We start from the raw sequence: 21,852 nt of genomic DNA, 5'->3' as shown, positions 1-21,852 counted from the left end.
TGCTAGCTTGCGCCTCCTGATCGAACGATAAACGGACCTGATGATGTTCAAGCCCCTCGCGCTGGCCTCGCTTTCGGCCGCCCTGCTTGCTGCGTGCGCCAGCACGCCCGCCGACCACGCCGGCAAGGCCGCCGCCCGCGCCAGCAACGGCATGACGCTCGACCTCGCGATCCTCGAGACCACCGACGTCCACTCGAACATCCTCTCGTACGACTACTACAAGCAGAAGGACGACCCGTCGCTCGGTTACGAGCGGGTCGCCACGCTGATCCGCCAGGCACGCAAGGAATTCCCGAACACCGTGCTGTTCGACAGCGGCGACACCATCCAGGGCAGCGTGCTCGCCGACTACCAGGCGCTGGTGAAGCCGATCGGCTGCGACACCGAGCTGGGCATCTACGCCGCGATGGACAGCGTCGGTTACGACGGCGGCACGGCCGGCAACCACGAGTTCAACTACGGCCTGCCGTTCCTCGCCCAGGTGACCAACACCGCGATGAACGTCGATGGCGTCACCCCGAAGCAGTGCGCTGGCCCGAAGTTCCCGCTGGTGCTGTCGAACGTCTACAGCGCGCGTGACAACCAGCCGATCTTCAAGCCGTGGACCATCGTCACCAAGACGGTCAACGCGAAGGATGCGAACGGCAAGGACGTGCCGACCACCCTGCGCATCGCGATCGTCGGCTTCACCCCGCCGCCGATCCTGGACTGGGACAAGCGCAACCTGCAGGGCAAGGTCACCGTGACCGGCGTGGTCGAAGCCGCGCAGAAATACATGCCCGAGATCCAGGCACAGCACCCCGACCTCGTCGTCGCGATCCTGCACGGTGGCCTGAACACGGCGCCGTACACGCCGCAGATGGAGAACGGTGGCTGGTACCTCGCCGGCGTGCCGGGCATCGACGCGCTGCTGCTCGGCCATTCGCACACCGAATTCCCCGGGCCGCGCTACGCCGGCATGAAGGACGTGGACGCGAAGCGCGGCATCGTCCGTGGCGTGCCCGCGGTGATGGGCGGCTTCTTCGGCAAGGACCTCGGCGTCATCAACCTTTCGCTCACGCGCGAGGGTGACCGCTGGGTGGTGCAGAAGGACAAGAGCCACAGCGAAGTGCGTCCGATCTGCCCGAAGAAAAACGAATGCGTGGCGGCGGACCCGACCATCGCGCCGATCGTGAAGGAAGCGCACGATGCCGCGATCGCCTACGTCAACACGCCGATCGGCGCGACCGACCACCAGCTGAGCAGCTACTTCGCCGACGAAGGCAACATGAGCGCGCTGGCCATCGTCAATGCGGCGCAGATCGACTACGCCCGCGACGAACTCGCCCGTTCGCGGCCGGACCTGAAGGACGTGCCAGTGATCTCCGCGGCGTCCGCCTTCCGCACCGGCTTCGGCGGCCCGGATGACTACACCGACGTCGCCAAAGGGCCGATGACGATCCGCAACGCGGCCGACCTGTACTTCTATCCGAACACGCTGGCGGCGGTGAAGATCGACGGCGCCGGCGTGAAGGCATGGCTGGAGAAGTCCGCGACGCGCTTCAACCAGATCGACCCGTCGAAGGACGGCGAGCAGGCACTCACCGGCAAGCTCGTGCCGTACAACTTCGACCAGATGCAGGGTGGCCTCACCTACACGATCGACATCAGCAAGCCGGAAGGCCAGCGCATCGGCAACCTGCGCTACAAGGGCAAGCCGGTGAAGGATGGCCAGCCCTTCATCGTCGTGACCAACAGCTACCGCGCCAACGGCGGCGGCGAGTTCCCGGGCATGAACGGTGATTCGGTGGTGCTCAACGCACCGGACGGCAACCGCGAAGTCGTCATCAAGTGGATCCAGGCGAAGAAGACGGTCACGGCGAAGGACGTCGACAAGCGCTCGTGGTCGTTCGTGCCGGTGAAGACGAAGGGCCCGGTGACGTTCACCGCCGCCTCCGGCAAGGAAGACATCGCCAAAGCCCTCGGCCTGCACATCACCCAGCTCAAGGACAACGGCGACGGCACGGCCGTCTACGCGATCGACCTGTCCAAACGGTAAGGCACGGGCATATGCCGTCGCGGCGCTTGACACGCCGCATAACGGCGGCCTAACGTCGGGCCATGCATCCCAACGCGCCCGTGCTGCGTTCCACCCCGGCCACCTTCGTGGCCGGCGCACTGGCGTCCATGATTACCGCGACGACGACTACCACCACGACCACTACGGTCGGAGGATCGGAGTCCGCGCGCGCTTAGGTTCCATGTCGCTGCCGGCCCCGACCTCCCGCAGGACGGGACCGGCGCCGGGATCCACAGCCGAAATCCCCCCTGACGTGGAATGACGGGCCTCTACCGGAGGCTTTACCGTGTCCATCGCCGTCGCTTTACCCCGCTCCTTCCTGCGTGCCGCGCCCCTGCGTGCGGCCACGGCCCCGCTCGTCGTCAATGTCGGCGTGATCGGGCCGGGCAAGGTCGGCAGCGCCTTCCTCCAGCAACTGCGCCACGCGGCGCCGCGCCTCCTGCAGGATTGCCGGCTGGAACTGCGCCTGCGCGCCGTCAGCGACAGCCGGCACATGTGGCTCGACTGCGACGACGAGGCCCTGAACGGCCGCCTCGGCGGCGCCCAGACCTGGCGGCCGGCGGCGCTGGACGAGTTCGCGGCCTATGTCGCCGGGCACCGTGGCGAAGCCGCCGTCCTGGCCGACTGTACGGCCAGCGACAAGGTCGCCGACCACTACGCCGACTGGCTGTCGGCCGGCATCCACGTCGTGACCCCGAACAAACGCGCGGCCAGTGGCTGCCTCGACCGCTGGCACGCCATCGCCCGCGCCTCCGACGCCAGCGGCGCCCGCCTGCACTACGAAGGCACCGTGGGCGCGGGCCTGCCGGTGGTGCAGACCTTGCGCGACCTGATCGACACCGGCGACGAGCTGCAGGCCGTGGAAGGCATGCTTTCCGGCACGCTGGCCTGGCTGTTCAACCGCTTCGACGGCTCGGTGCCGTTCTCCCAGCTGGTCCGCGAGGCGCACGACCTCGGCTACACCGAGCCCGATCCGCGCGACGACCTGTCCGGCATGGATGTCGCCCGCAAGCTGGTGATCCTCGCCCGCGAGGCCGGCGTGGCCCTTTCGCTGGACGACGTGGCCGTGGAGAGCCTGGTACCCGCGGAGCTGGCATCGCTGGACCGCGACGATTTCATGCAGGCCCTGCCGGCGATGGACGCGCCGATGGCCGCGCTCCTCGCCAGCGCACGGGCCGCGGGCGGCGTGCTGCGCCACGTGGCCCGGCTGGACCGGGAGGGCGCCGCGGTGGGCGTACGCATCCTCGACCGCAGCCACGCCTTCGCCCATGGCCAGCTCACCGACAACGTCGTGCGTTTCGCCACCCGCCGCTACTGCGATAATGCGCTGGTCGTGCAGGGTCCGGGTGCCGGACCCGAGGTCACCGCGGCGGCGGTCTTCACGGACCTGCTGCGCGTGGCCGGCGCCATGGGAGTAAAACGATGCGCATGCTGAAAGAAGACACCTCGCCCCTCGCCCACGCGGACGTCGCCGTGGCCGAGGCCTATGCCAGCGTCGGCAACGTCGGCATCGGGTTCGACATCCTCGGCCATTGCGTCGAAGGTGCCGGCGACCGTGCCGAAGTCCGCCGCATCCCCGGGCGTGGCGTCCGCATCGCGGCCATCCACGGCGTGGTGACCGACCTGCCGCTCGACGCGGCCGGGAACACCGCGGGCGCCGCACTGCTGTCGATGCAGCGCGCGCTCGACCTGCCCTTCGGCTTCGAACTCACCCTGCACAAGGGCATCGCGCTCGGCTCGGGCATGGGCGGCTCCGCCGCGTCGTGCGTGGCCGCCGTGGTCGCCGCCAACGCGCTGCTCGATGCGCCGTTGCCGCGGGAAGCGCTCTACCCGTTCGCGATGGACGGCGAAGTGGTGGCCAGCGGCAGCCGGCATGGCGATAACCTCGGCCCGATGCTGCTCGGTGGGCTGGTGCTGGCCACGGATCGCCGCCTCGTGCGCATCCCCGTGCCGGCGGAATGGCATTGCGCGCTGGTCCATCCGCACGTCGTGCTGGAAACCCGCAAGGCACGCGCGGCATTGGCCGGCCATTACGCGCTGGGCGAATTCGTCGCGCAGAGTGCCAACCTGGCCCTGGTCCTCGCCGGCTGCTATCGCGGCGATGCATCGCTCGTCCGCGAAGGCCTTGCCGACGTGCTCGTCGAACCGCGCCGGGCGCCGCTGATCCCCGGTTTCGCGCAGGTGAAGCAGGCGGCACTCGACCATGGCGCGCTCGGCGCCAGCATCTCCGGCGCCGGCCCCAGCGTGTTCGGCTGGTTCGAAGACCGCGCGGCCGCCGTGGCCGCGGCGCATGACATGCAGGCCGCGTTCCGCACCGCCGGCCACGCCAGCGACGCCCTCGTGGCACCGGTCGACGGCCCCGCGGCGCGGGTGGTGTGACGATGCGCTATGTGAGTACGCGCGGCGGTGCCGCGCCGGCCAGTCTTTCCTCCGCCATCGCCGCCGGCCTTGCGCCCGATGGCGGCCTCTACGTTCCCGAATCGATGCCGCGTGTCGGCAAGCTCGCGCCGGGTGGCTACCTCGCCAGCACGGCGGCGGCGATGCTTGCGCCCTTCTTCGATGGCGACGCGCTCGCCGACGAACTCGACGCGATCTGCGCGGAAGCCTTCGCGCATCCGGCGCCGCGCCGTGAACTGCGCATCGACGGTGCGCACGTGCTCGAACTGTTCCATGGACCCACGGCGGCGTTCAAGGATTTCGGCGCGCGTTTCCTCGCGGCCTGCATCACCCGCCTGCGCCGCGACGCCGAGCGTCCGCTGACCATCCTGGTGGCGACCTCCGGCGACACCGGTGCGGCCGTCGGCGCGGCATTCCACGGCCTGGAGGGTGTGCGCGTCGCCATCCTCTACCCCGACAACCGCGTGTCGCCGCGCCAGGCCCACCAGCTCGGCAGCTTCGGCGGCAACGTGCGCGCGCTACGCGTGGAAGGCAGCTTCGACGACTGCCAGCGGCTGGTCAAAGCCGCGCTGGGCGATGCCACGCTGCAGGCCGACGTGCCGATGTCGTCGGCGAACAGCATCAGCCTCGGCCGCCTGCTGCCGCAGATGGCGTATTTCGGCCACGCGGCGCTGCACGCCAGCGACGGCCCGATGAACGTGATCGTGCCGACCGGTAACCTCGGCAACGCCGTCGCCTGCCTGTGGGCACGGACGATCGGCCTGCCGATCGGCGACGTCGTCTTCGCCTGCAATGCCAACGACACGCTGCCCGAGTTCTTCGCCGGGCAGCCCTACCGCGCACGTGATGCGATCGCCACCATCGCCAACGCGATGGATGTCGGCGCGCCGAGCAACTTCGAACGGCTGAGCCATCTGTTCGGTGGGGAAGACGAGGCACGCCTCAACGGCAGCGCACACGGTGTCGACGACGCCTGCATCCGCGATGTCATCCGCCGGCACGCCGCCAACGATGGCGAAGTGTTCTGCCCGCACACCGCCACGGCCATGCGCGTGTTCGAACAACGCCGCATGGCGGGCGACATGCGCGCATGGACGATGGCCGCGACGGCGCACCCGGCGAAGTTCGACACCATCGTCGAGCCACTGATCGGACGCGACGTCGAGGTACCCGAAGCGCTGGCCGCGATGCTGTCGCGCGAAGCGACGGCCGACCCCCTGGCCGCCGACCACCGCCTGTTCGCCGACTGGCTCCGCAGCTGGCACTAACCCCGCACGACGTCCCCCAGCTCCTGCTGTTGTAGGAGCGCGCCTGCGCGCGACCGGGTCACTACGTAGCGCTCACGGACAGCCCCGTCCATGCCCCACGCGCCGGTGACTCTCAGCCACCCCGTCGTCCTCCAGTGCCCTCGCCTGGCGGAGCGAAAACTGTGATTTCATCGGATAGAACGACATCCTGCTCGCTCGCCTTGAACTGCGCCATTTCATCGGATGTCACGGACTCCGCTGCCGGTCGGTGCCACATACGAAGCGTGTATCTCACCGTGTACGGTCCACCATGGCCAAAGTCGTACGCTTCGGTGAGGTCGAACTCCTGCTCGAGGCGTTCACCGGGTGCCACGAGACGGAAAAGCTTCATACCGGGTGAACTGAAGTGGGCCCGGGCGCCTATGAAGCTGGCCCTTTTTCCAAAGGCATCCGTCACATCCAGCAGATCGTTGCTCAGGTGCCCCAATGGGACGATAAACGGCGTCGCTGGCGTGAACACATGCACTGGTACGTCGCCTGTGTTCTCGAGCGCGAGGGTTATCAAGACGCGGTCGCGGACACCCGGTGGGGTGGTGTCTCGGAGGGTGGCAACGAGGTGCGATTCAGCTTGAGCTGCGCACGCGAAGAGGGATGCCAGCAGCGCCAGCCAGGCTTTTACTCGAGTCATCGCTGATCCTGGTGTCGATATGGCGAAACGAGCACGGTCAGCACGTTCGAGGCGACGTCGCGCTGGACACTCTGTCGGAATGCCTGGCGTTCCTCGTCGGACGTAACACGCGGGTCGGGATGGGCGGCATCCGGCCGAAGCGTGTAGGAGATCGTGAACGGCCCACCGTTGCCAAAGTCGTACATCGGCGCGAGGTCGACCTCCTGCTCAAGCCGTTCGCCTGGTTGTAGCAAGCGGAACAACTTCATCGGTGGCGGACCGAAATCGGAGATGCCACCGGTGTAGGTCACTCGGTGGCCGAAGGCATCCTTGACCTCGAACATGTCCTTGGAGAGTTCGCCATACGGAACGATGAACGGCGTCATCGGCGTGTAGAAGTGCACGGGCATGTCGCCCGTGTTCTCCAGCGACAGGGTTACCAGCACGCGGTCGGTGATACCTGCCGGCGTGGTGTCGCGGAGGGTGGCCACGAGGTGCGATTCGGCTTGCGCCGTGCACGCGAAAAGGAGGGCTAGCAGGGCTAGCCAGGTGTGTTTGGTGGGCATGGGCGTTCAGGTTGAGGCGGGCGCCCGGAGGGGGCGCCCGTTGGTTGTGATGGGTGGTCGTGGATCGGTCGCGCGCGGGGGCGCTATCGGGCGTCCAGGAGGGCGTCGATGGCGGGGCCGAGGCGCGATAGCGTGGCCAGGGGGCCGGGTGCGCCGGGGTCGGGGAGGTGGTGGCGTGCTGCGCGGAGCGCGGCGACCAGGCTGCCGTCCGGGTCGTGGACGAGGGCCCGCGCGAACACCGTGCCCCCAGGGCCTCGCACGGTGTCCAGCGCACCCTCGGCGTCGTATTCGAGCTCCATCTGCCCGAGCGACACCGCCCGCCCCTGGTCGATCGTTGCCTGCAGCGTCCAGCTCTCCCCATGCCCGGACACGCTTGCACTGGTGGCGTCCCATGCCACCGACCATGCCGCGGGGTCCCCACCCCCGACATGACGCTCGACCAGCCTTCCGCGTTCGTCGAATTGCTCTTCGATCGCGGCTGTTCCGGCGACGGCCAGGCTCCCCAGCCCGCCGCCCGCCGGCTTGCACTTCACGACGGCACCATCGATGAGATCGATCGACCGGTTTGGATACGGCCCCACGTCCATCCCCATGAAGACGGCATACAGGGCATGGCCCGGGGGGCAGGACCACGCCGCCTGGCCGAAGCCCTCGCCGTAGAGCAGTTCGATCCCGCCGCCCGGCGTCGTCCGATGGTGTTGGTATTTGTAGACGTAGCCGCTGCCCGTGACCTGCACGGTTTGCAGCTGGCAGCCGAGGTAGCCTTCCCAGGCGCAATTGGCGGCGAGCTGCCAGCCGGACGCCTCCGCCGCGATCGGTGACCAGCGGTAGTCGCCTTCGTATTCGGGGTACGGGGCCGCGTCGTCGGCCGCGAAGGCGGCGATGGGGAAACCGAGGCAAAAACATACCGCGAGCCGCGCCAGCGCGCGCCTCCCGGCCATCCGGACATTGGCCATGACTCTTCCTTTGGGGTGTTCTTCGACTGCGAAAGGCGGCGAGCTTAGGTATCGCCGCGGAGCCCGGTCAACGGCAAAAATGCGATGAAAATCACATAATTCCGAAGATTGGAATCTTCTCAAACGGTCGGATATTTCAGGCGTTGGTGTGTCTAGCCTGCACGATCGTCAGAAGACGTTTCTCATCGCAGACGCAGGACGTCGCGCGACAGGTCAGCCTTACAAACGCTCACCATGCCTGCGCTGCAGATTCGCAATGGCAGCCGACCGAACCTCCGCATCAAGGTCGTCTTTCAAATCATTGAGGCAAGCCGATGAAGTCTTACGGTTCCTTGCAACAGCGAGCCTGACGCAGGCCGTCCTATCACGACCAAGGTGATCCAGCGTATCGCTGCCAGCCTTTGATTTCCTCGCAACAGCAGCACGAATGTTCTCGTCCTCGTCGCTGGCAAGCGCGGCTAACACGTCAGCGCCTACCGTCTTGTTGAGCACGACCCATTCCTTCAGTTCGGGATAGCTTTTCGCGATATCCATCCATACGTCAAACGAAGCGATGGAATGCGCCGCGCTTAAATACTCGTCCTGTTGATCACTATGCAGCAACCGTTCAAATTCGGCTGCCGATTGGATCGGCTTGAATCCCTTGCCAAATGGGCGGAGACCTTTTTCCTTCTCAAGGTCCGCCGCACGCAGCTGCTTTCGAACTCTCGCATCGATTTCCCTTCGAACGAACCTCGCGATCTCGGAATCCGTATCTCGAGCAAGATCAGCAAGCAGGTCGTCGCTGAGCATGGATTTCCGAACAAGCGCGAGGCGGACCCGAGAGCAAGCGTCGCGAGCCAGCCTCCGCTGCACTTGCTCCGGCAGGCGGCTCCTATTAGCGACAGCCTCCCGGACTTCGGCGCTCGCACTTTCTGCAAGCTCGATTAGCACTTCATCGGGAAGTGAACGATTGAACGCGACGAACCTGATGAGCCCAGGGAACTCGTGAATGACCTTCATCCAAACTGATGCGGGTGCCTCGCTACTTAAAGCACGCACCCGATCGGCTTTGGAGGAAGACATGATGAGTGCAACAAATTCCTGGCCTGATCTGAGCACAGTTAGAACTCCTTAGGCGCTCCCTCATGCGGCGAGCCAACAAATGTTCCGTAGGCGGCCAACGTTTAGCGGCTATCAAGCGGGCACGTGGATCGAGTCCCTCCGAATACAGGAGCCGCACCCCAGGTCGCCTGGACCCAAACTGATGCTGGCCCAGGCGGTCGGGCAGGCCACACATCTATCTCCACCACGGTCTCGCCTTTACATAGGACCGCCGTCCGACCTTCAGTCAGCAGATGCCGCTTGAAGCCATCATGCTCAAGCCTGGCTGCGGTCGCAGCCAGATCGACCAAGCGAAAAGAAGTGCTCGTCTGAGCCGTGACGTAGACAGACGAGGACTTCTCCCTGATCTCGATCGGAACTGACTTATCGCCCGCAACGTCCCTCGCGATCGACTTAACGATACGTATTAGCTCTGCAGTTCCGGGGTGCGTCTGCATTTGCAGCTGCCGATCTCTCGCGACACCGAACGCACAACCGACAACGATGAGGAGAGCTACTGCACCGTTTAGCCAAACTGAACCTTTCAATTCGAGGCACCTTTACCAAACAATGGCTTGGACTCGCCTCCAGGCGTAACGCCAAAGCCCCAGCCAAAGCCGATCTGCGTCGCGGTGCGGCCGTCAGGAAGGACGACCACGGACGCTCCAGGCCCATAGTACGCACCGACCCCCATGCCGAATCCGTCAACAAAACTGTTTACGGCGGCACGGCGGGCTGACAGCCCTTCGCTTGACTGGCATCTCTTACCTACGTTCGAGTTGAGGAATCCAATGTCCGCCGAGATTGACGGCTTCAGCAGCGTGCCGATAGTCGAAGTGTTGAACTTGACGTTTTCACCCCACGACTTAGATACGGCCTTGTTCCAGTAAAGCGTATCGCCTGTCGCTGTCAAACCCAATGACAGACCAAGCAACGATACGTTGATTGAAACGTAGTCTGGTGTATATGCAACTCCAATTTGCATACACGCCTTCGCGCTTAAGCCCGCACAGAAATCGGTGTCAGCTCGAAGTCCGTATATGTCACTCAGGGACAGCGGGTCGGACCCTACATAGGCATATGTACTGACTCCTCCGGAAAGCCCAGTAGGATCGCTTTGTATATATCGACCCGTACCTGGATCGTAGTCGCGATAGTAGTTGTAATGCAGACCAGACAGCGCGTCATACCGCTGACCGGGAAACCTCATATCCAGATTGGTCGGAACTCCATCGCCATCCGGGTCGGTGTCAGAACCATCTGAACCGAATGCTTCACCCTCTAGAGGCCAGGCCCAAACAGCAGCATCGCGTTTCGTATCGACGACAATCCGAGGCGAACCTATGTGGTCGGGCTCGACGGCGAACAGTTCACCATCAGTGGACATGCCTACCGGAAACTCATCCATCCACACGATCTGTACGATCGACTTCCCGCCATTGTCGTAATCAGCTAGCCAGCGCCCATTGCGGTCATAGACCGACAGCCTTGTTTCATCTGATTCGAACCTGGCGACACGCTCCCCAGTTCCGTTATAAACATACTTCACTCGAACGTTGGGGCCGTCGTCAATCGAAGATAACCTGCCAGCAGAGTCGTAGTTGAGGTTGAGCCCTCCAATGCTAGCCGTGTTTCCGCTATCGTCGTAGGTCCTCCTCGATCCGGAGGCCATTAGGAGTTGATGGCTCCCGGCGGCGTATTCGTAACGATCAGCGCCCCCATGCATATGAATCGCAGTTCGGTTTCCTGTGGCGTCGTAATCGTATTGAGCCAAAAGAACGCCAGAAGAGCCGTCATGAGTGGTTCGCAGACGACCCAGGCCGTCATAGCCGTAGCTTCGGCTCGCAGTTACCGAATCGATGCGCGAAATTTGAGCCGCATCGTTGTACGTCAGACCGTAATTGAGGCCTCCGCGTTGCGTATCGCGCACCGACAACGGCTTCCCTGCCAGGTCGAACTCGCGACGCAATTTCCGGCCGTTCGCATACGTCCACTCACTCGGCCCAGCAAAGGGAGCCCACTTGACATCCGAAAGGAGGTGCTGGCTTGAGCCTGTCGCCGTGGCGACATCAACACCGCTGACCTGGCCAGCCCCGTCGCGGACCCACTCAACGGCCATGCCGTCCGGATAGGTGAGTCCAGACAAGCGACCGGCCTTGGTGTATCGGTAGGCGAGCGTGAGGGTAGCACCACCACCTGTCGTCCAGGCACGCCGGACCACTTGGCCCTCAGCGTTGTAGCAATACGCCGTGGTACCAGAACTATCGACCATCTGGGAAAGCCGACCCAAGGAATACTGCTCGGATGCTGGGCATACCGATGGGGGAGCATCATAAGTATAGGTAACGCGCTCACCACCGGTGGCATAGGTCCGTGCAAGGGTTCGACCAAGAGCATCGCGAGTCACGGTGAACGAGCCTTTAGGCTGCGCCGCCTCATGGGCAGCGACGCGTCCAGCAACGTCGAACTCGTTCCACTCATCTCCCAAATCCGGGCTCGCTACGTGTGCAGGATCACCCAAACCGGAGGTCAGGTAGCTGGTCTTGAGCCCCTTGGGATCCTCGATAGAAAGCGTCTGGTCAAGGGGATCGTAAGCATTCACGACTTTTGCCTGAACCCCACTTACGTCGCCAATCACGTCACGGAGTCGGCCAAGCGCGTCGCGTGTCGCGGCAATGCGGTTACCCGCGCCGTCAGTGGTACCCGTCCATCGGTCGAGTTCGTCGTACGTGAAATGCGAGATACGGCCCATGCCGTCTTTCTCCGACGCAATTCGCCCCAGTGCGTCGAACGTGCGCTCAAGCTGGCGCACCATCGTGCCCTTTGCATCCTTGACGACTTCCTTCAGGCGCTGGTCGGCGGCATCGAGTTCGTAGTCAACCCTGTTTCCGCTGGCATCGATGATTGCAACGACCCGCTGGGCATCGTCGTATCTGAATTCGAGCGTGACCTCGTCGGGGTCGACAAAACGACTGACCTGACCACTTGGCGTGTAATCGAGTTTTGTCATCCGGCTCACGCCAGACAGGTCAGTCGCCTCAGTCGAGGCCAGCCATCCACGGGCGGTGTAAGCGTATCGCGTAATGATTCCGTTCGCGTCCCTCCGCGAAAGCACGCGACCTGCCCGATCGTATGAAAGGATTTCCTCGACCTGGCCGATGGCGTTCTCTGTTGTCCAGAGATCACCCTTTGGGTAAGAGCAAATCCCGGACGCATTGCAGTCAGCCGAGTCCGCTTCGCGATAGGTGTATTTGGTAAGAAGACCCATCGCGCCGGTGTCGCTCCTGGGACCCTCTACAACAAGTGGCTTGTTATCAGCGTTGTATGTGATGTGCCATTTTCGGACGACGCCCAGCGGTGACGAGGCGTCGCTCGGGTCGACACTGCCAGCAACGGTACGATCCGTGACATTGCCGCGCGCGTCGTAGGTCAGCAGCTCTTCGTATCCTTGGCGCGCGCGCCGGGTCGGCAGACCGAGATCCGCGTGCCACTCAGTGACGATTCGACGCGCAAGCGCCGTTCCGGCTGCCTCCGTCCGCTCGGTTTCCTTTCCATCACTGTTGTGTACAAATCGGGTCAGCGAACCGTCGAAATCCTTCGTCGCCGACACGTGACCGTCGGGATCGTCGGGATCGTCGGGATCGTACTCAATGGATGAAAACGCAGCACCACAACCCGCCCCACCCGGCTGATTCACCGACACAAGCCGGCGTGATCCACGGATTTTTGCAAACCCGTACGCGTGCAGTGCGCCATTCGGTCCACGCACGGTTTTTTTATCGTCTGTCTCGGACAAGATAAAAGTCGACCCCGAACCAAGGGCATGCGTTGTGTTCTGCGCCCGGCCCTGACCGTCGTAGCTGAAGGTGGCGAAGCGCACGCCATTCTCATCCACGATGCCAGTGAGTGCGTGCGGAATTGACTTGCTTTCGGTAAATTCGCGCTCGTTGTATTTGTAGTGGACCGCCGTTCCGTCACCGTACGCAACGATCGACAGATCGGCATTAAGTAGCTTACCGTCCGTCTCGACGTAGCTGTACGTAACGGCTGCCCCGTGCCCGTCCGCTACGCTTTCGACGCGTCCGGCGAGATCGTATTTGACCGAGAGGGTACGCCCTTGCGCATCGACGACCTTGATCAGGAGATCCGGCGCCGGTGCAACATCCGGAGGGGTTCCATTATCACTATAGATAAGAGAAAAGCCGGCGCCGCCAAGCATTTCCAGCCGAACGAGCCGCCCCAGCGCATCGTAGGTTTCCACGTCGCCGTCGTCTGACCGGTAGATCCACCCGTTGCGATCGCGCAAGAGCCTACCGCGACCGTCCGCGGCATTGATATATCCCGAACCACGCTTTACGTAGTCAATGCGGGCTCCGTCTTGGCGATGCAGGCGCGCGACCTCTTCGAAGCCGCTCGGTGTGGTCATCACCGTACTTTCGACACTGCGATCGTAGGTGGTACGCCACTGGCTCCCGACGCGGCCGCTTCTCGCCGAAGTCTTTCCGATAGGGCGGCCGTTCCCGACGTCGCTGTATACGACGCCGCTGTTGTAATAGCGCACCCACGTCAGCGCCGAGGCCGCGGTGGGGGCTATATCGGTCACGACCTCGAATTTGTTGGACGCCGCGACGTTGACCGGGTTGCCAACCATTGCCGAAGGCTCTGCCGAGCATTGTGAACCGCCAAGGTTCGCCTGGAATTCGGTCGCCGTCTGCGGCGTGGGGTTGTAACTGCATACCGCGGTGAACCCAGACCCGACTTCGAGTTCATGGTTAGGGTACGGACCGAGAAGCTGGCCGAAGGCGTTCAGGTACACCGAATAGTTTGCCTCGCACGACAGATAGGCCCATCCCGCGCCATCCCAGGCTTCCCAATCGTCGTCCTTGTCGCCCGGGCGGCCTTTCTTCAGGTACCTGTAGTTATAGCTGTAGCCCCTTTCGGTCTGGGTCGAATCCAGAAGCTCGCACCGTTGCCGATTCCGCTGGCGGCAGTCGGCATTCATGTCTGCCTCGGCTGCCTTTTCGAGTTCCGGAAAGAACTGATCGTCGATAGTGCCGTAGTCCCAGAACGGCTCAACTTTTATCGCGGCCACGTCAGCCGCCATCGAACGATGCGAGAAAACCTGCAAAGGCAGGGCGAGAAGCAGGCACCCGACGTGCCTGAGTGAAGTCCGTGACATGGGCCCGTGTCCGTCAGTGGTTGGGGCGGCGGACTCTACGGAATCGGTACGGCGGCGTACGCACGTCTTGTGTGGCAGCTGTCACACGTATTGGTTTTTCAGAGCTTTCCTACGGCTATGGAACGGATGGTTGTTGGGGGGCGGGGGTTTGGGTCGTCGAGGATTCTCAATCTTGGATTCGAGGACCGGGGAGGTTTCGCATGGGTGTGATCGCGCGCGGGCGCGCTCCTACAGGGGGCGAGTACGAAAAACCGTGGAATCGGGCCATACCACTTCGCTGGCGGCCGCATTCTGGCGCGGTTTTCTCGGGCAAACCACGGCTCGGATGTCTAGCCGTCCAAACCTTCCTAAGAAAAACTTTCCGCTGAAACTGTTGACACGCGTCGAACGGGTGACGTACGTTCGACCGCATGACGCAGCGCACCACCACTGGCCGCTTTGCCCCGGTTCGACTTAACAAGGTCGACGGCAAGCTGCGTCTCGGCAACGGCCTCCTTCTTATTAACCTTGTACTTATTACCTGCGGAGGTGCGGGCTAAGGGCAAGTGTCCAGGTGAAACGAAAATAACCTGAAGACTCCTGAAGAACCCCGCACCCGGAAACGGATGCGGGGTTTTTTATTGCCCGGCCCGCCTCGACAACGAGCGGAGCCAGACATGAATCCAGCACACCAGGGCGATAACACCGGCACTGTCGAAAGCGACGTAGGCCGCGTGCGCATCTTCGACACCACCTTGCGCGATGGCGAGCAGGCACCCGGTTTCTCCATGGACCGGCGGGCCAAGTTGCGCATGGCACAAGCCCTGGAAGCACTGGGCGTCGACATCATCGAGGCCGGGTTCCCGCAAGCCTCGCCCGACGATTTCGCCGCCGTCGCCGAGATCGCGAGGACGTTGAAACAACCGACCGTCGCCGCGCTGGCCCGATGCCAACCCGGCGACATCGACTCCGCGGGAAGGGCGCTGGAAGGCGCAAGGCACTCACGGATCCACCTGTTCCTGTCCACCTCACCACTGCATCGCGAACACAAGCTCGGCAAATCGAAACAGGAAGTGATCGACATCGCCGCCGCGTCGATCATGCGGGCCAAAGCCCTGGCCCACGAAGTTGAATTCTCCGCCGAAGATGCCTTGCGCACCGAGCCGGACTACCTCGCCGAGATCTTCTCGGTCGCCGTCGAAGCCGGCGCCTGCGTCCTGAACGCCCCCGACACCGTCGGCTACACCACCCCCGCCGAAATCACCGAGATGTTCCATTACCTGCGCAAGAACGTGCGCGGGGCCGACAAGGTGGTGTTCTCCGCGCATTGCCACGACGACCTGGGCATGGCGGTCGCCAACAGCCTGGCTGCGATCGGCGCCGGTGCCCGCCAGGTCGAATGCACGATTAACGGCATCGGCGAACGCGCCGGCAACGCCGCGCTGGAAGAGATCGTCATGGCGCTGCACACGCGCCGCCCGCTGTTCAAACTGGATACCGGCATCGTCACCCAGCACCTGTATCCCACCTCGCGCCTGCTGGCCGAGGTCACCGGCCAGCCCGTGCCGCGCAACAAGGCCATCGTCGGCGACAACGCCTTCGCGCATGAATCCGGCATCCACCAGCACGGCATGCTCAAGCACCGCGGCACCTACGAAATCATGAGCCCGCAGGACGTCGGCGCGAAGACCTCGCTGGTGCTGGGCAAGCATTCCGGCCGCCACGCCCTGCGCCAGCGCCTGGCCGAACTCGACTACGAGGTCGACGAAACCATGCTGGACAGCATCTTCGAGCGCTTCAAGGTCGTCGCCGACCGCCAGCGCTCCGTCACCAACGACGACCTCGCCGCGCTGATGGGCGCGTTCGAGGCCGAACACGAGACCGCGTCCGTCGCGGTCCAGTCCTGAGGAGGAACCCCATGGAAGCCCCGACCCATCTCTGGCACAACGGCCGCATCAAGGCCTGGGCCGAAGCAACCTGCCACGTTGGCGCGCATGCGCTGCACTACGGCTCCTCCGTGTTCGAAGGCGTGCGCGTGTACTCCACCCCGGACGGCCCGCGTTATTTCCGCCTGGAGGAGCACACCGAGCGCCTGTTCCACTCGGCACGCGTGTACGACCTGGTGATGCCGTACGACGCCGCGACGCTCAACCGCGCCTGCCGCGAATTGATCACCGCGAACGGCCTGAAGTCCGCGTACGTGCGTCCCATCGTGTTCCGTAGCGGCTTCACCTTCAGCCTCGCCCCGTCGCTGGATACCGCCGTCGATGTCGCGATCATCGCGCTGCCGTGGGGTGCCTACCATGGCGCGGACGCCATCGAGAAAGGCGTCGACGTGTGCGTGTCCTCGTGGAACCGCGCCGCACCGAACACCTTCCCGTCCGGGGCCAAGGCCGGCGGCAACTACCTCAACAGCCAGCTGATCGCCCGCGAAGCCATCAACGGCGGCTATGCCGAAGGCATCGCGCTGGGCACCGACGGCCTGCTGAGCGAAGGCGCCGGCGAAAACCTGTTCGTGGTCCGCAAGGGCGTGATCTACACGCCGCCGGCCGCTGCATCGATCCTCTGCGGCATCACCCGTGACTCCGTGCTGACCCTGGCGAAGGAACTGGGTTACGAGGTGGTCGAGCAGCCGCTGCCGCGCGAACTGCTGTACTTCGCCGACGAAGTGTTCATGACCGGCACCGCCGCCGAAGTCACCGCCGTGCGCTCGGTCGATCGCAAGCCGGTGGGCAGCGGTCGCCCGGGTCCCATCACCCGTGCACTGCAGGACGCCTTCTTCGGCCTGTTCGACGGCCGCACCGAGGATCGCTGGGGCTGGCTCACGCCGGTGGAAGAAGCCACCGCCGGGAGGGTCGCGGCATGACCGCACGCACGCTGTTCGACAAGCTGTGGGATGCCCACCAGGTCACGGCCGAGACCGAAAGCACGCCGGGCGTGCTGTACATCGACCTGCACCTGGTCCACGAAGTCACCTCGCCGCAGGCGTTCGACGAGCTGCGCGCGCGTGGCCTGAAGGTGCGTCGCCCCGACCGCACGCTGGCCACGCTGGATCATTCCACGCCCACCCTGCCCGCCGGCGCCGACGGCAAGCGCCCCTATTTCACGAAGGAAGCCGAAGCACAGGTCGCGAAACTCGAAGCGAACGTGCGTGAGTTCGGCATCGACCTGATGGGCTGGGACAGCCCGCATCGCGGCGTGGTCCACGTCGCCGGGCCGGAAGTGGGCGCGACCCACCCGGGCATGACCATCGTCTGCGGCGACAGCCACACGGCTACCCACGGTGCGTTCGGTTCGCTGGCGTTCGGCATCGGCACCACCGAGGTCGGCCACGTGCTGGCCACCCAGTGCCTCCTGCAGCGCAAGCCGAAATCCTTCGCCATCCATGTCGACGGCCAGCTGCAACAGGGCGTCACCGCGAAGGACCTGATCCTGCACATCATCGGGAAGATCGGCATCGGCGGCGGCACCGGCTACGTGCTGGAGTACACCGGCGAGGCGATCCGCGCCATGTCGATGGAAGAGCGGATGACCGTCTGCAACATGTCGATCGAAGCCGGCGCCCGCGCCGGGCTGGTCGCCCCGGACGAAACCACCTTCGCCTGGCTGAAGGGGCGCGAGCGCGCACCGCAGGGCGCGGCATGGGACGACGCGGTCACCCGCTGGCGCGGGCTCGCCACCGACGAGGGCGCCGCGTACGACCGCGAAGTGCGCATCGATGCCTCGGCCATCCAGCCGTCGGTGACGTATGGCACGCACCCGGGCATGGTGATGGCCATCCACGCCTCGGTGCCCGCCGCGGCCGACGCACTGGAACAGCGCGCACTGGATTACATGAAGGTCACCGCGGGCAAGCCGATCGCCGGCGAAGCGGTGGATGTCGTCTTCATCGGCAGCTGTACCAACGGGCGCCTGTCCGACCTGCGTGCCGCCGCGGAGATCATGCGCGGCCGCCGCGTCGCCGATGGCGTGCGCATGCTGGTCGTGCCGGGCTCCGAACAGGTGCGCCGCGACGCCGAGAGCGAAGGCCTGCACCAGGTCTTCCTCGAAGCGGGCGCGGAATGGCGCCAGCCGGGCTGCTCCATGTGCATCGCCATGAACGGGGACATGGCCCAGCCGGGCCAGCTCGTCGTCGCCACCAGCAACCGCAACTTCGAGGGTCGCCAGGGCAAGGGCGCACGCACCGTGCTGGCCAGCCCGCTGGTCGCCGCCGCGTCCGCCGTCGCCGGCCGGGTCACCGATCCGCGCGAATACATGACCCAGGAGGCCGCCGCATGAGCCAGACCAGCCGCCCGCTCACCTACGTGCACTCGCGCACCGCCGTGCTGCGCGACGAAAACATCGACACCGACCGGATCATCCCGGCGCGCTTCCTCACCACCACCGAGCGCACGGGGCTGGGCAAGCACTGCTTCGAAGACTGGCGCTATGCCGCCGACGCCAGCGACGATCCGGCCTTCCCGCTGAACCAGCCCGCTGCACGCGGTTGCTCGATCCTGGTCGCCGGGCACAACTTCGGCTGCGGCTCGTCGCGCGAACACGCGCCGTGGGCCCTGCTCGACTACGGCATCCAGGCGGTCATCTCCAGCGAGATCGCCGACATCTTCCGCGGCAACGCGCTGAAGAACGGCCTGCTCGCCATCGTCCTCTCCGACGCCGAGCACCGCTGGCTGCTCGACAACCCCGGCGTCGAGCTGCGCATCGACATCGCCGCCGGCACGATCCGCCTGCCCGACGGCGGCAACATCCACTTCGACCTCGAACCGTTCGCCCGCCACTGCCTGCTCAACGGCGTGGACCAGATGGGCTTCCTGCTGCAGCAGGACGCGTCCATCGGCGCCTATGAACAACGCATGGAGAAAGCCGCATGAAGAAAGCCAGCATCGTCGTATTGCCGGGTGACGGCATCGGCCCCGAGGTCGCCGCCGCGGGCGTCGCCGTGCTTCGCGCGGTGGCGGAGCGCTTCGGCCACGCCTTCACCTTCACCGAGCACGCCATCGGTGGCGACGCCATCGACCGCTTCGGCGACCCGCTGCCGCAGGCCACCCGCGACGCACTGCTCGCCTGCGATGCGATCCTGCTCGGTGCCGTCGGTGGCCCGAAGTGGTCCGATCCGTCGGCCAAGGTGCGTCCGGAACAGGGCCTGCTGGCCATGCGCAAGATGCTCGGCGTGTTCGCCAACGTGCGTCCGCTGAAGCTGCATCCACGCACGGCGGCGCTGTCGCCGCTGAAGCCGGAACGCACCGCGGGCGTCGACCTGGTCTTCATCCGCGAACTCACCGGCGGCATCTACTTCGGTGCGAAGACGCGCAGCGACACCGACGCCACCGACGAGTGTCGCTACAGCGTCGAGGAAGTGGAGCGCGTCGTCCGCCACGCTTTCGAACTGGCCCGCACGCGCCGCGGGAAGGTGACCTCGGTCGACAAGGCCAACGTGCTGGAGACCTCGCGCCTGTGGCGCTCGGTGACCACCCGGGTCGCCGCGGACTACCCCGATGTGTCGCTCGAGCACCAGCTGGTCGATTCGATGGCGATGCACCTGCTCACCCATCCGGCCGATTACGACGTGATCGTGACCGAGAACATGTTCGGCGACATCCTCACCGATGAAGCTTCGGTGCTGGCCGGCTCACTGGGTCTGTCGCCGTCGGCGTCGATCGGTGGCCCGGGCGCCGGCATCTACGAACCGATCCACGGCTCGGCCCCGGACATCGCCGGCCAGTCCGCGGCCAACCCGCTGGGCACGATCCTCTCCGCCGCGATGCTGCTGCGCCATTCGCTGGGCCTGGCCGACGAAGCCGCCGCGATCGAAAGCGCGGTGGACCACGTGCTGGAGCACGCCAACCTCACCCGCGACCTCGGCGGCACGGCGACGACGCATGCCGTCACCCGTTCCGTCCTGGACGCCATCTCAGCCAAGGCGGAGGCCGCATGAGCACCCGGAACATCCCTATCCGCACGCTGCGCAGCGATGCGATCAAGAGCGGCCCGGACCGCGCCCCGGCCCGCGCGATGCTGCGTGCCACCGGCCTGGACGACGACGCCATCGCCCGGCCGATGGTCGCCATCGTGCATAGCTGGTCCAACGTGTCGCCGTGCAACCTCAACCTGCGCGACCTCGCCGAGGCCGCGGCCGAAGGCGTCCGCGCCGCCGGCGGTACGCCGGTGGAATTCAACACCATCGCCGTCACCGATGGCATCGCCATGGGTACGACCGGCATGCGTGCCTCGCTGGTCAGCCGCGAAGTGATCACCGATTCGATCGAGCTGGCGGTCGATGGCCATTGCCTCGACGCGATGGTGGTGCTGTGCGGTTGCGACAAGACGATCCCCGCGGCCGCGATGGCGCTGGCACGCCTGAACATCCCCGGCGTGGCCCTGTACGGCGGCAGCATCGACCACGGCAAGCGCAACGGCTGCGCGATCACCGTGCAGAACGTGTTCGAGGCCGTCGGTGCACATGGTGCCGGCAAGATCAGCGACGCAGAGCTGGACGACGTGGAACGGCATGCCTGCCCCGGCGCGGGCGCCTGTGGTGGCCAGTACACCGCGAACACGATGGCGATGGTGCTGACCATGCTCGGCCTCACGCCGGTCGGCCTGAACGACATCCCGGCCACCCACCCGTCCAAGCGCGATGCGGCGTATCGCTGCGGCGAACTGGCGATGGCGGCCCTGGCCGCCGACCTGAAGCCGCGCGATGTGATGACCCGCGAAGCCTTCGACAACGCGACCCGCGTGGTCGCCGCCACGGCGGGCTCCACCAACGCCGTCCTGCACCTGCTGGCGATGGCCAACGAAGCCCGCGTGCCGTTGTCGATCGAAGACTTCGAGCCGGCCTCGAAGCACACGCCGGTGATCGCCGACCTGATGCCCGGTGGACGCTTCAGCGCGGTCGAGATGTCGGCGGCCGGTGGCGTCGCCATCGTGGCCCAGGAACTGCGCAAGGCCGGCATGCTGAAGGACACCCCGACCGTCACCGGACGCTCGATGTTCGAAGAACTGGACGCGGCACCGAAGGCGACCGAAGGCCAGGTCGTGGTTCGCCCGGTGGCCGAGCCGTTCAAGCCGCGCGGTGGCTACAGCATCCTCTACGGCAACCTGTCGCCCGAGGGCTGCATCCTCAAGCTCGCCGGCCACGGCCGGATGAGCTTCGCGGGCCCGGCCCGCGTGTTCGAAAGCGAAGAGGACGCGTTCGCCGCGGTGCAGGCCGGGCGGATCCGCGCGGGCGACGTCATGGTCATCCGCAACGAAGGCCCCGCCGGCGGCCCGGGCATGCGCGAGATGCTGGCCGTGACCGCCGCACTGGTCGGCCGCGGCCTGGGCAACGACGTCGCGCTGATCACCGATGGCCGCTTCAGCGGTGCGACGCACGGCTTCATGGTCGGGCACATCGCACCGGAGGCCGCCCGCGGCGGCCCGATCGGCCTGTTGCGCGAAGGCGATGCGATCTTCATCGACGCGTCGACCCGCGAGCTGCGCACCGATGCCGACCTGGCCTCGCGGCGTGCCGCGTGGCGGCCGTCACCGCCGAAGGTCGCGCGTGGCGTGCTGGCGAAATACGCACGCCTCGTCGGCTCGGCCGCGGAAGGCGCCGTCACCCAGGCCTTCGACGACGCACCCGCCAGCCCCCAGCGCGTGCGCCGCGAAATCGAAGACGAAGACATGACCCAGGAACTGATCGGCAACTAACCCCCGCAATGCCCGTGTAGGAGCGCG

General features: G+C 65.4%; 15 protein-coding genes. 10 read left to right on the top strand and 5 right to left on the bottom strand.

Annotated elements, in window-relative coordinates; genetic code table 11:
• The first annotated feature begins 43 nt into the window (after positions 1-43).
• From KPL74_18975 to thrC, 4 genes are all read left to right on the top strand, one after another.
• Positions 44-2,038 carry a bifunctional 2',3'-cyclic-nucleotide 2'-phosphodiesterase/3'-nucleotidase gene (locus KPL74_18975; GenBank protein QWT19816.1) on the top strand — a complete coding sequence of 665 codons (1,995 nt, stop codon included), beginning with the start codon at positions 44-46 and terminating at the stop codon, positions 2,036-2,038.
• A 307-nt stretch (positions 2,039-2,345) separates the two neighbouring features.
• Positions 2,346-3,494 (top strand): hypothetical protein, encoded by a 1,149-nt coding sequence (locus KPL74_18970; protein ID QWT19815.1) that lies wholly within the window; start codon positions 2,346-2,348, stop codon positions 3,492-3,494.
• Complete coding sequence (locus tag KPL74_18965) at positions 3,482-4,438, top strand: homoserine kinase (GenBank protein ID QWT19814.1); 957 nt, start codon at positions 3,482-3,484, stop codon at positions 4,436-4,438. The genes KPL74_18970 and KPL74_18965 overlap by 13 nt, the downstream gene beginning before the upstream one ends.
• 2 nt (positions 4,439-4,440) lie before the next feature.
• Positions 4,441-5,724, top strand: a complete 1,284-nt coding sequence (gene thrC / locus KPL74_18960; protein QWT19813.1) for a threonine synthase — start codon at positions 4,441-4,443, stop codon at positions 5,722-5,724.
• A gap of 112 nt (positions 5,725-5,836) precedes the next feature.
• Here the strand turns inward: thrC and KPL74_18955 are convergent, their stop codons facing one another.
• The 5 genes from KPL74_18955 to KPL74_18935 form a co-directional block, all read right to left on the bottom strand.
• Positions 5,837-6,391, bottom strand: coding sequence for a hypothetical protein (locus KPL74_18955; GenBank protein ID QWT19812.1), 555 nt, complete (start codon positions 6,389-6,391; stop codon positions 5,837-5,839).
• Positions 6,388-6,936 (bottom strand): hypothetical protein, encoded by a 549-nt coding sequence (locus KPL74_18950; GenBank protein ID QWT19811.1) that lies wholly within the window; start codon positions 6,934-6,936, stop codon positions 6,388-6,390. Before KPL74_18950 ends, KPL74_18955 begins: the two co-directional genes overlap by 4 nt.
• Positions 6,937-7,019: 83 nt before the next feature.
• A complete protein-coding gene (locus KPL74_18945) occupies positions 7,020-7,892 on the bottom strand; it encodes a hypothetical protein (protein QWT19810.1) in 873 nt (290 codons plus the stop codon).
• A gap of 219 nt (positions 7,893-8,111) precedes the next feature.
• On the bottom strand, positions 8,112-8,993 hold the full coding sequence (locus KPL74_18940) for a hypothetical protein (GenBank protein ID QWT19809.1): 882 nt from the start codon (positions 8,991-8,993) through the stop codon (positions 8,112-8,114).
• Between the two features lie 526 nt (positions 8,994-9,519).
• On the bottom strand, positions 9,520-14,067 hold the full coding sequence (locus tag KPL74_18935; GenBank protein ID QWT19808.1) for a hypothetical protein: 4,548 nt from the start codon (positions 14,065-14,067) through the stop codon (positions 9,520-9,522).
• Between the two features lie 743 nt (positions 14,068-14,810).
• On the opposite strand from KPL74_18935, the gene KPL74_18930 reads away from it, so the two are divergent.
• From KPL74_18930 to ilvD, 6 genes are read left to right on the top strand one after another with little or no spacing between them, the layout of a single operon-like run.
• Positions 14,811-16,040 (top strand): 2-isopropylmalate synthase, encoded by a 1,230-nt coding sequence (locus KPL74_18930; protein QWT19807.1) that lies wholly within the window; start codon positions 14,811-14,813, stop codon positions 16,038-16,040.
• Positions 16,041-16,051: 11 nt separating this feature from the next.
• Positions 16,052-16,999 (top strand): branched-chain amino acid transaminase, encoded by a 948-nt coding sequence (locus KPL74_18925; GenBank protein ID QWT19806.1) that lies wholly within the window; start codon positions 16,052-16,054, stop codon positions 16,997-16,999.
• Positions 16,996-18,411 carry a 3-isopropylmalate dehydratase large subunit gene (gene leuC, locus KPL74_18920; GenBank protein QWT19805.1) on the top strand — a complete coding sequence of 472 codons (1,416 nt, stop codon included), beginning with the start codon at positions 16,996-16,998 and terminating at the stop codon, positions 18,409-18,411. The genes KPL74_18925 and leuC overlap by 4 nt, the downstream gene beginning before the upstream one ends.
• Positions 18,408-19,004, top strand: a complete 597-nt coding sequence (gene leuD / locus KPL74_18915) for a 3-isopropylmalate dehydratase small subunit (protein QWT19804.1) — start codon at positions 18,408-18,410, stop codon at positions 19,002-19,004. The genes leuC and leuD overlap by 4 nt, the downstream gene beginning before the upstream one ends.
• A complete protein-coding gene (gene leuB / locus KPL74_18910; protein ID QWT19803.1) occupies positions 19,001-20,068 on the top strand; it encodes a 3-isopropylmalate dehydrogenase in 1,068 nt (355 codons plus the stop codon). Before leuD ends, leuB begins: the two co-directional genes overlap by 4 nt.
• Positions 20,065-21,825 (top strand): dihydroxy-acid dehydratase, encoded by a 1,761-nt coding sequence (ilvD, locus tag KPL74_18905; protein ID QWT19802.1) that lies wholly within the window; start codon positions 20,065-20,067, stop codon positions 21,823-21,825. The genes leuB and ilvD overlap by 4 nt, the downstream gene beginning before the upstream one ends.
• Positions 21,826-21,852: the final 27 nt, after the last annotated feature.

The sequence above is a fragment of the Bacillus sp. NP157 genome, assembly GCA_018889975.1.
Classification (GTDB): domain Bacteria; phylum Pseudomonadota; class Gammaproteobacteria; order Xanthomonadales; family Rhodanobacteraceae; genus Luteibacter.
Note: the sequence above shows the minus strand (reverse complement) of the source record. Positions and strands in the feature narration are given on the sequence as shown.

Coding starts and splice junctions, on each gene's coding strand:
- KPL74_18975 (QWT19816.1), top strand. CDS start 44: ATGTTCAAGCCCCTCGCGCTGGCCTCGCTTTCGGCCGCCCTGCTTGCT.
- KPL74_18965 (QWT19814.1), top strand. CDS start 3,482: ATGCGCATGCTGAAAGAAGACACCTCGCCCCTCGCCCACGCGGACGTC.
- thrC (QWT19813.1), top strand. CDS start 4,441: ATGCGCTATGTGAGTACGCGCGGCGGTGCCGCGCCGGCCAGTCTTTCC.
- KPL74_18955 (QWT19812.1), bottom strand. CDS start 6,391: ATGACTCGAGTAAAAGCCTGGCTGGCGCTGCTGGCATCCCTCTTCGCG.
- KPL74_18950 (QWT19811.1), bottom strand. CDS start 6,936: ATGCCCACCAAACACACCTGGCTAGCCCTGCTAGCCCTCCTTTTCGCG.
- KPL74_18945 (QWT19810.1), bottom strand. CDS start 7,892: ATGGCCAATGTCCGGATGGCCGGGAGGCGCGCGCTGGCGCGGCTCGCG.
- KPL74_18930 (QWT19807.1), top strand. CDS start 14,811: ATGAATCCAGCACACCAGGGCGATAACACCGGCACTGTCGAAAGCGAC.
- KPL74_18925 (QWT19806.1), top strand. CDS start 16,052: ATGGAAGCCCCGACCCATCTCTGGCACAACGGCCGCATCAAGGCCTGG.
- leuC (QWT19805.1), top strand. CDS start 16,996: ATGACCGCACGCACGCTGTTCGACAAGCTGTGGGATGCCCACCAGGTC.
- leuD (QWT19804.1), top strand. CDS start 18,408: ATGAGCCAGACCAGCCGCCCGCTCACCTACGTGCACTCGCGCACCGCC.
- leuB (QWT19803.1), top strand. CDS start 19,001: ATGAAGAAAGCCAGCATCGTCGTATTGCCGGGTGACGGCATCGGCCCC.
- ilvD (QWT19802.1), top strand. CDS start 20,065: ATGAGCACCCGGAACATCCCTATCCGCACGCTGCGCAGCGATGCGATC.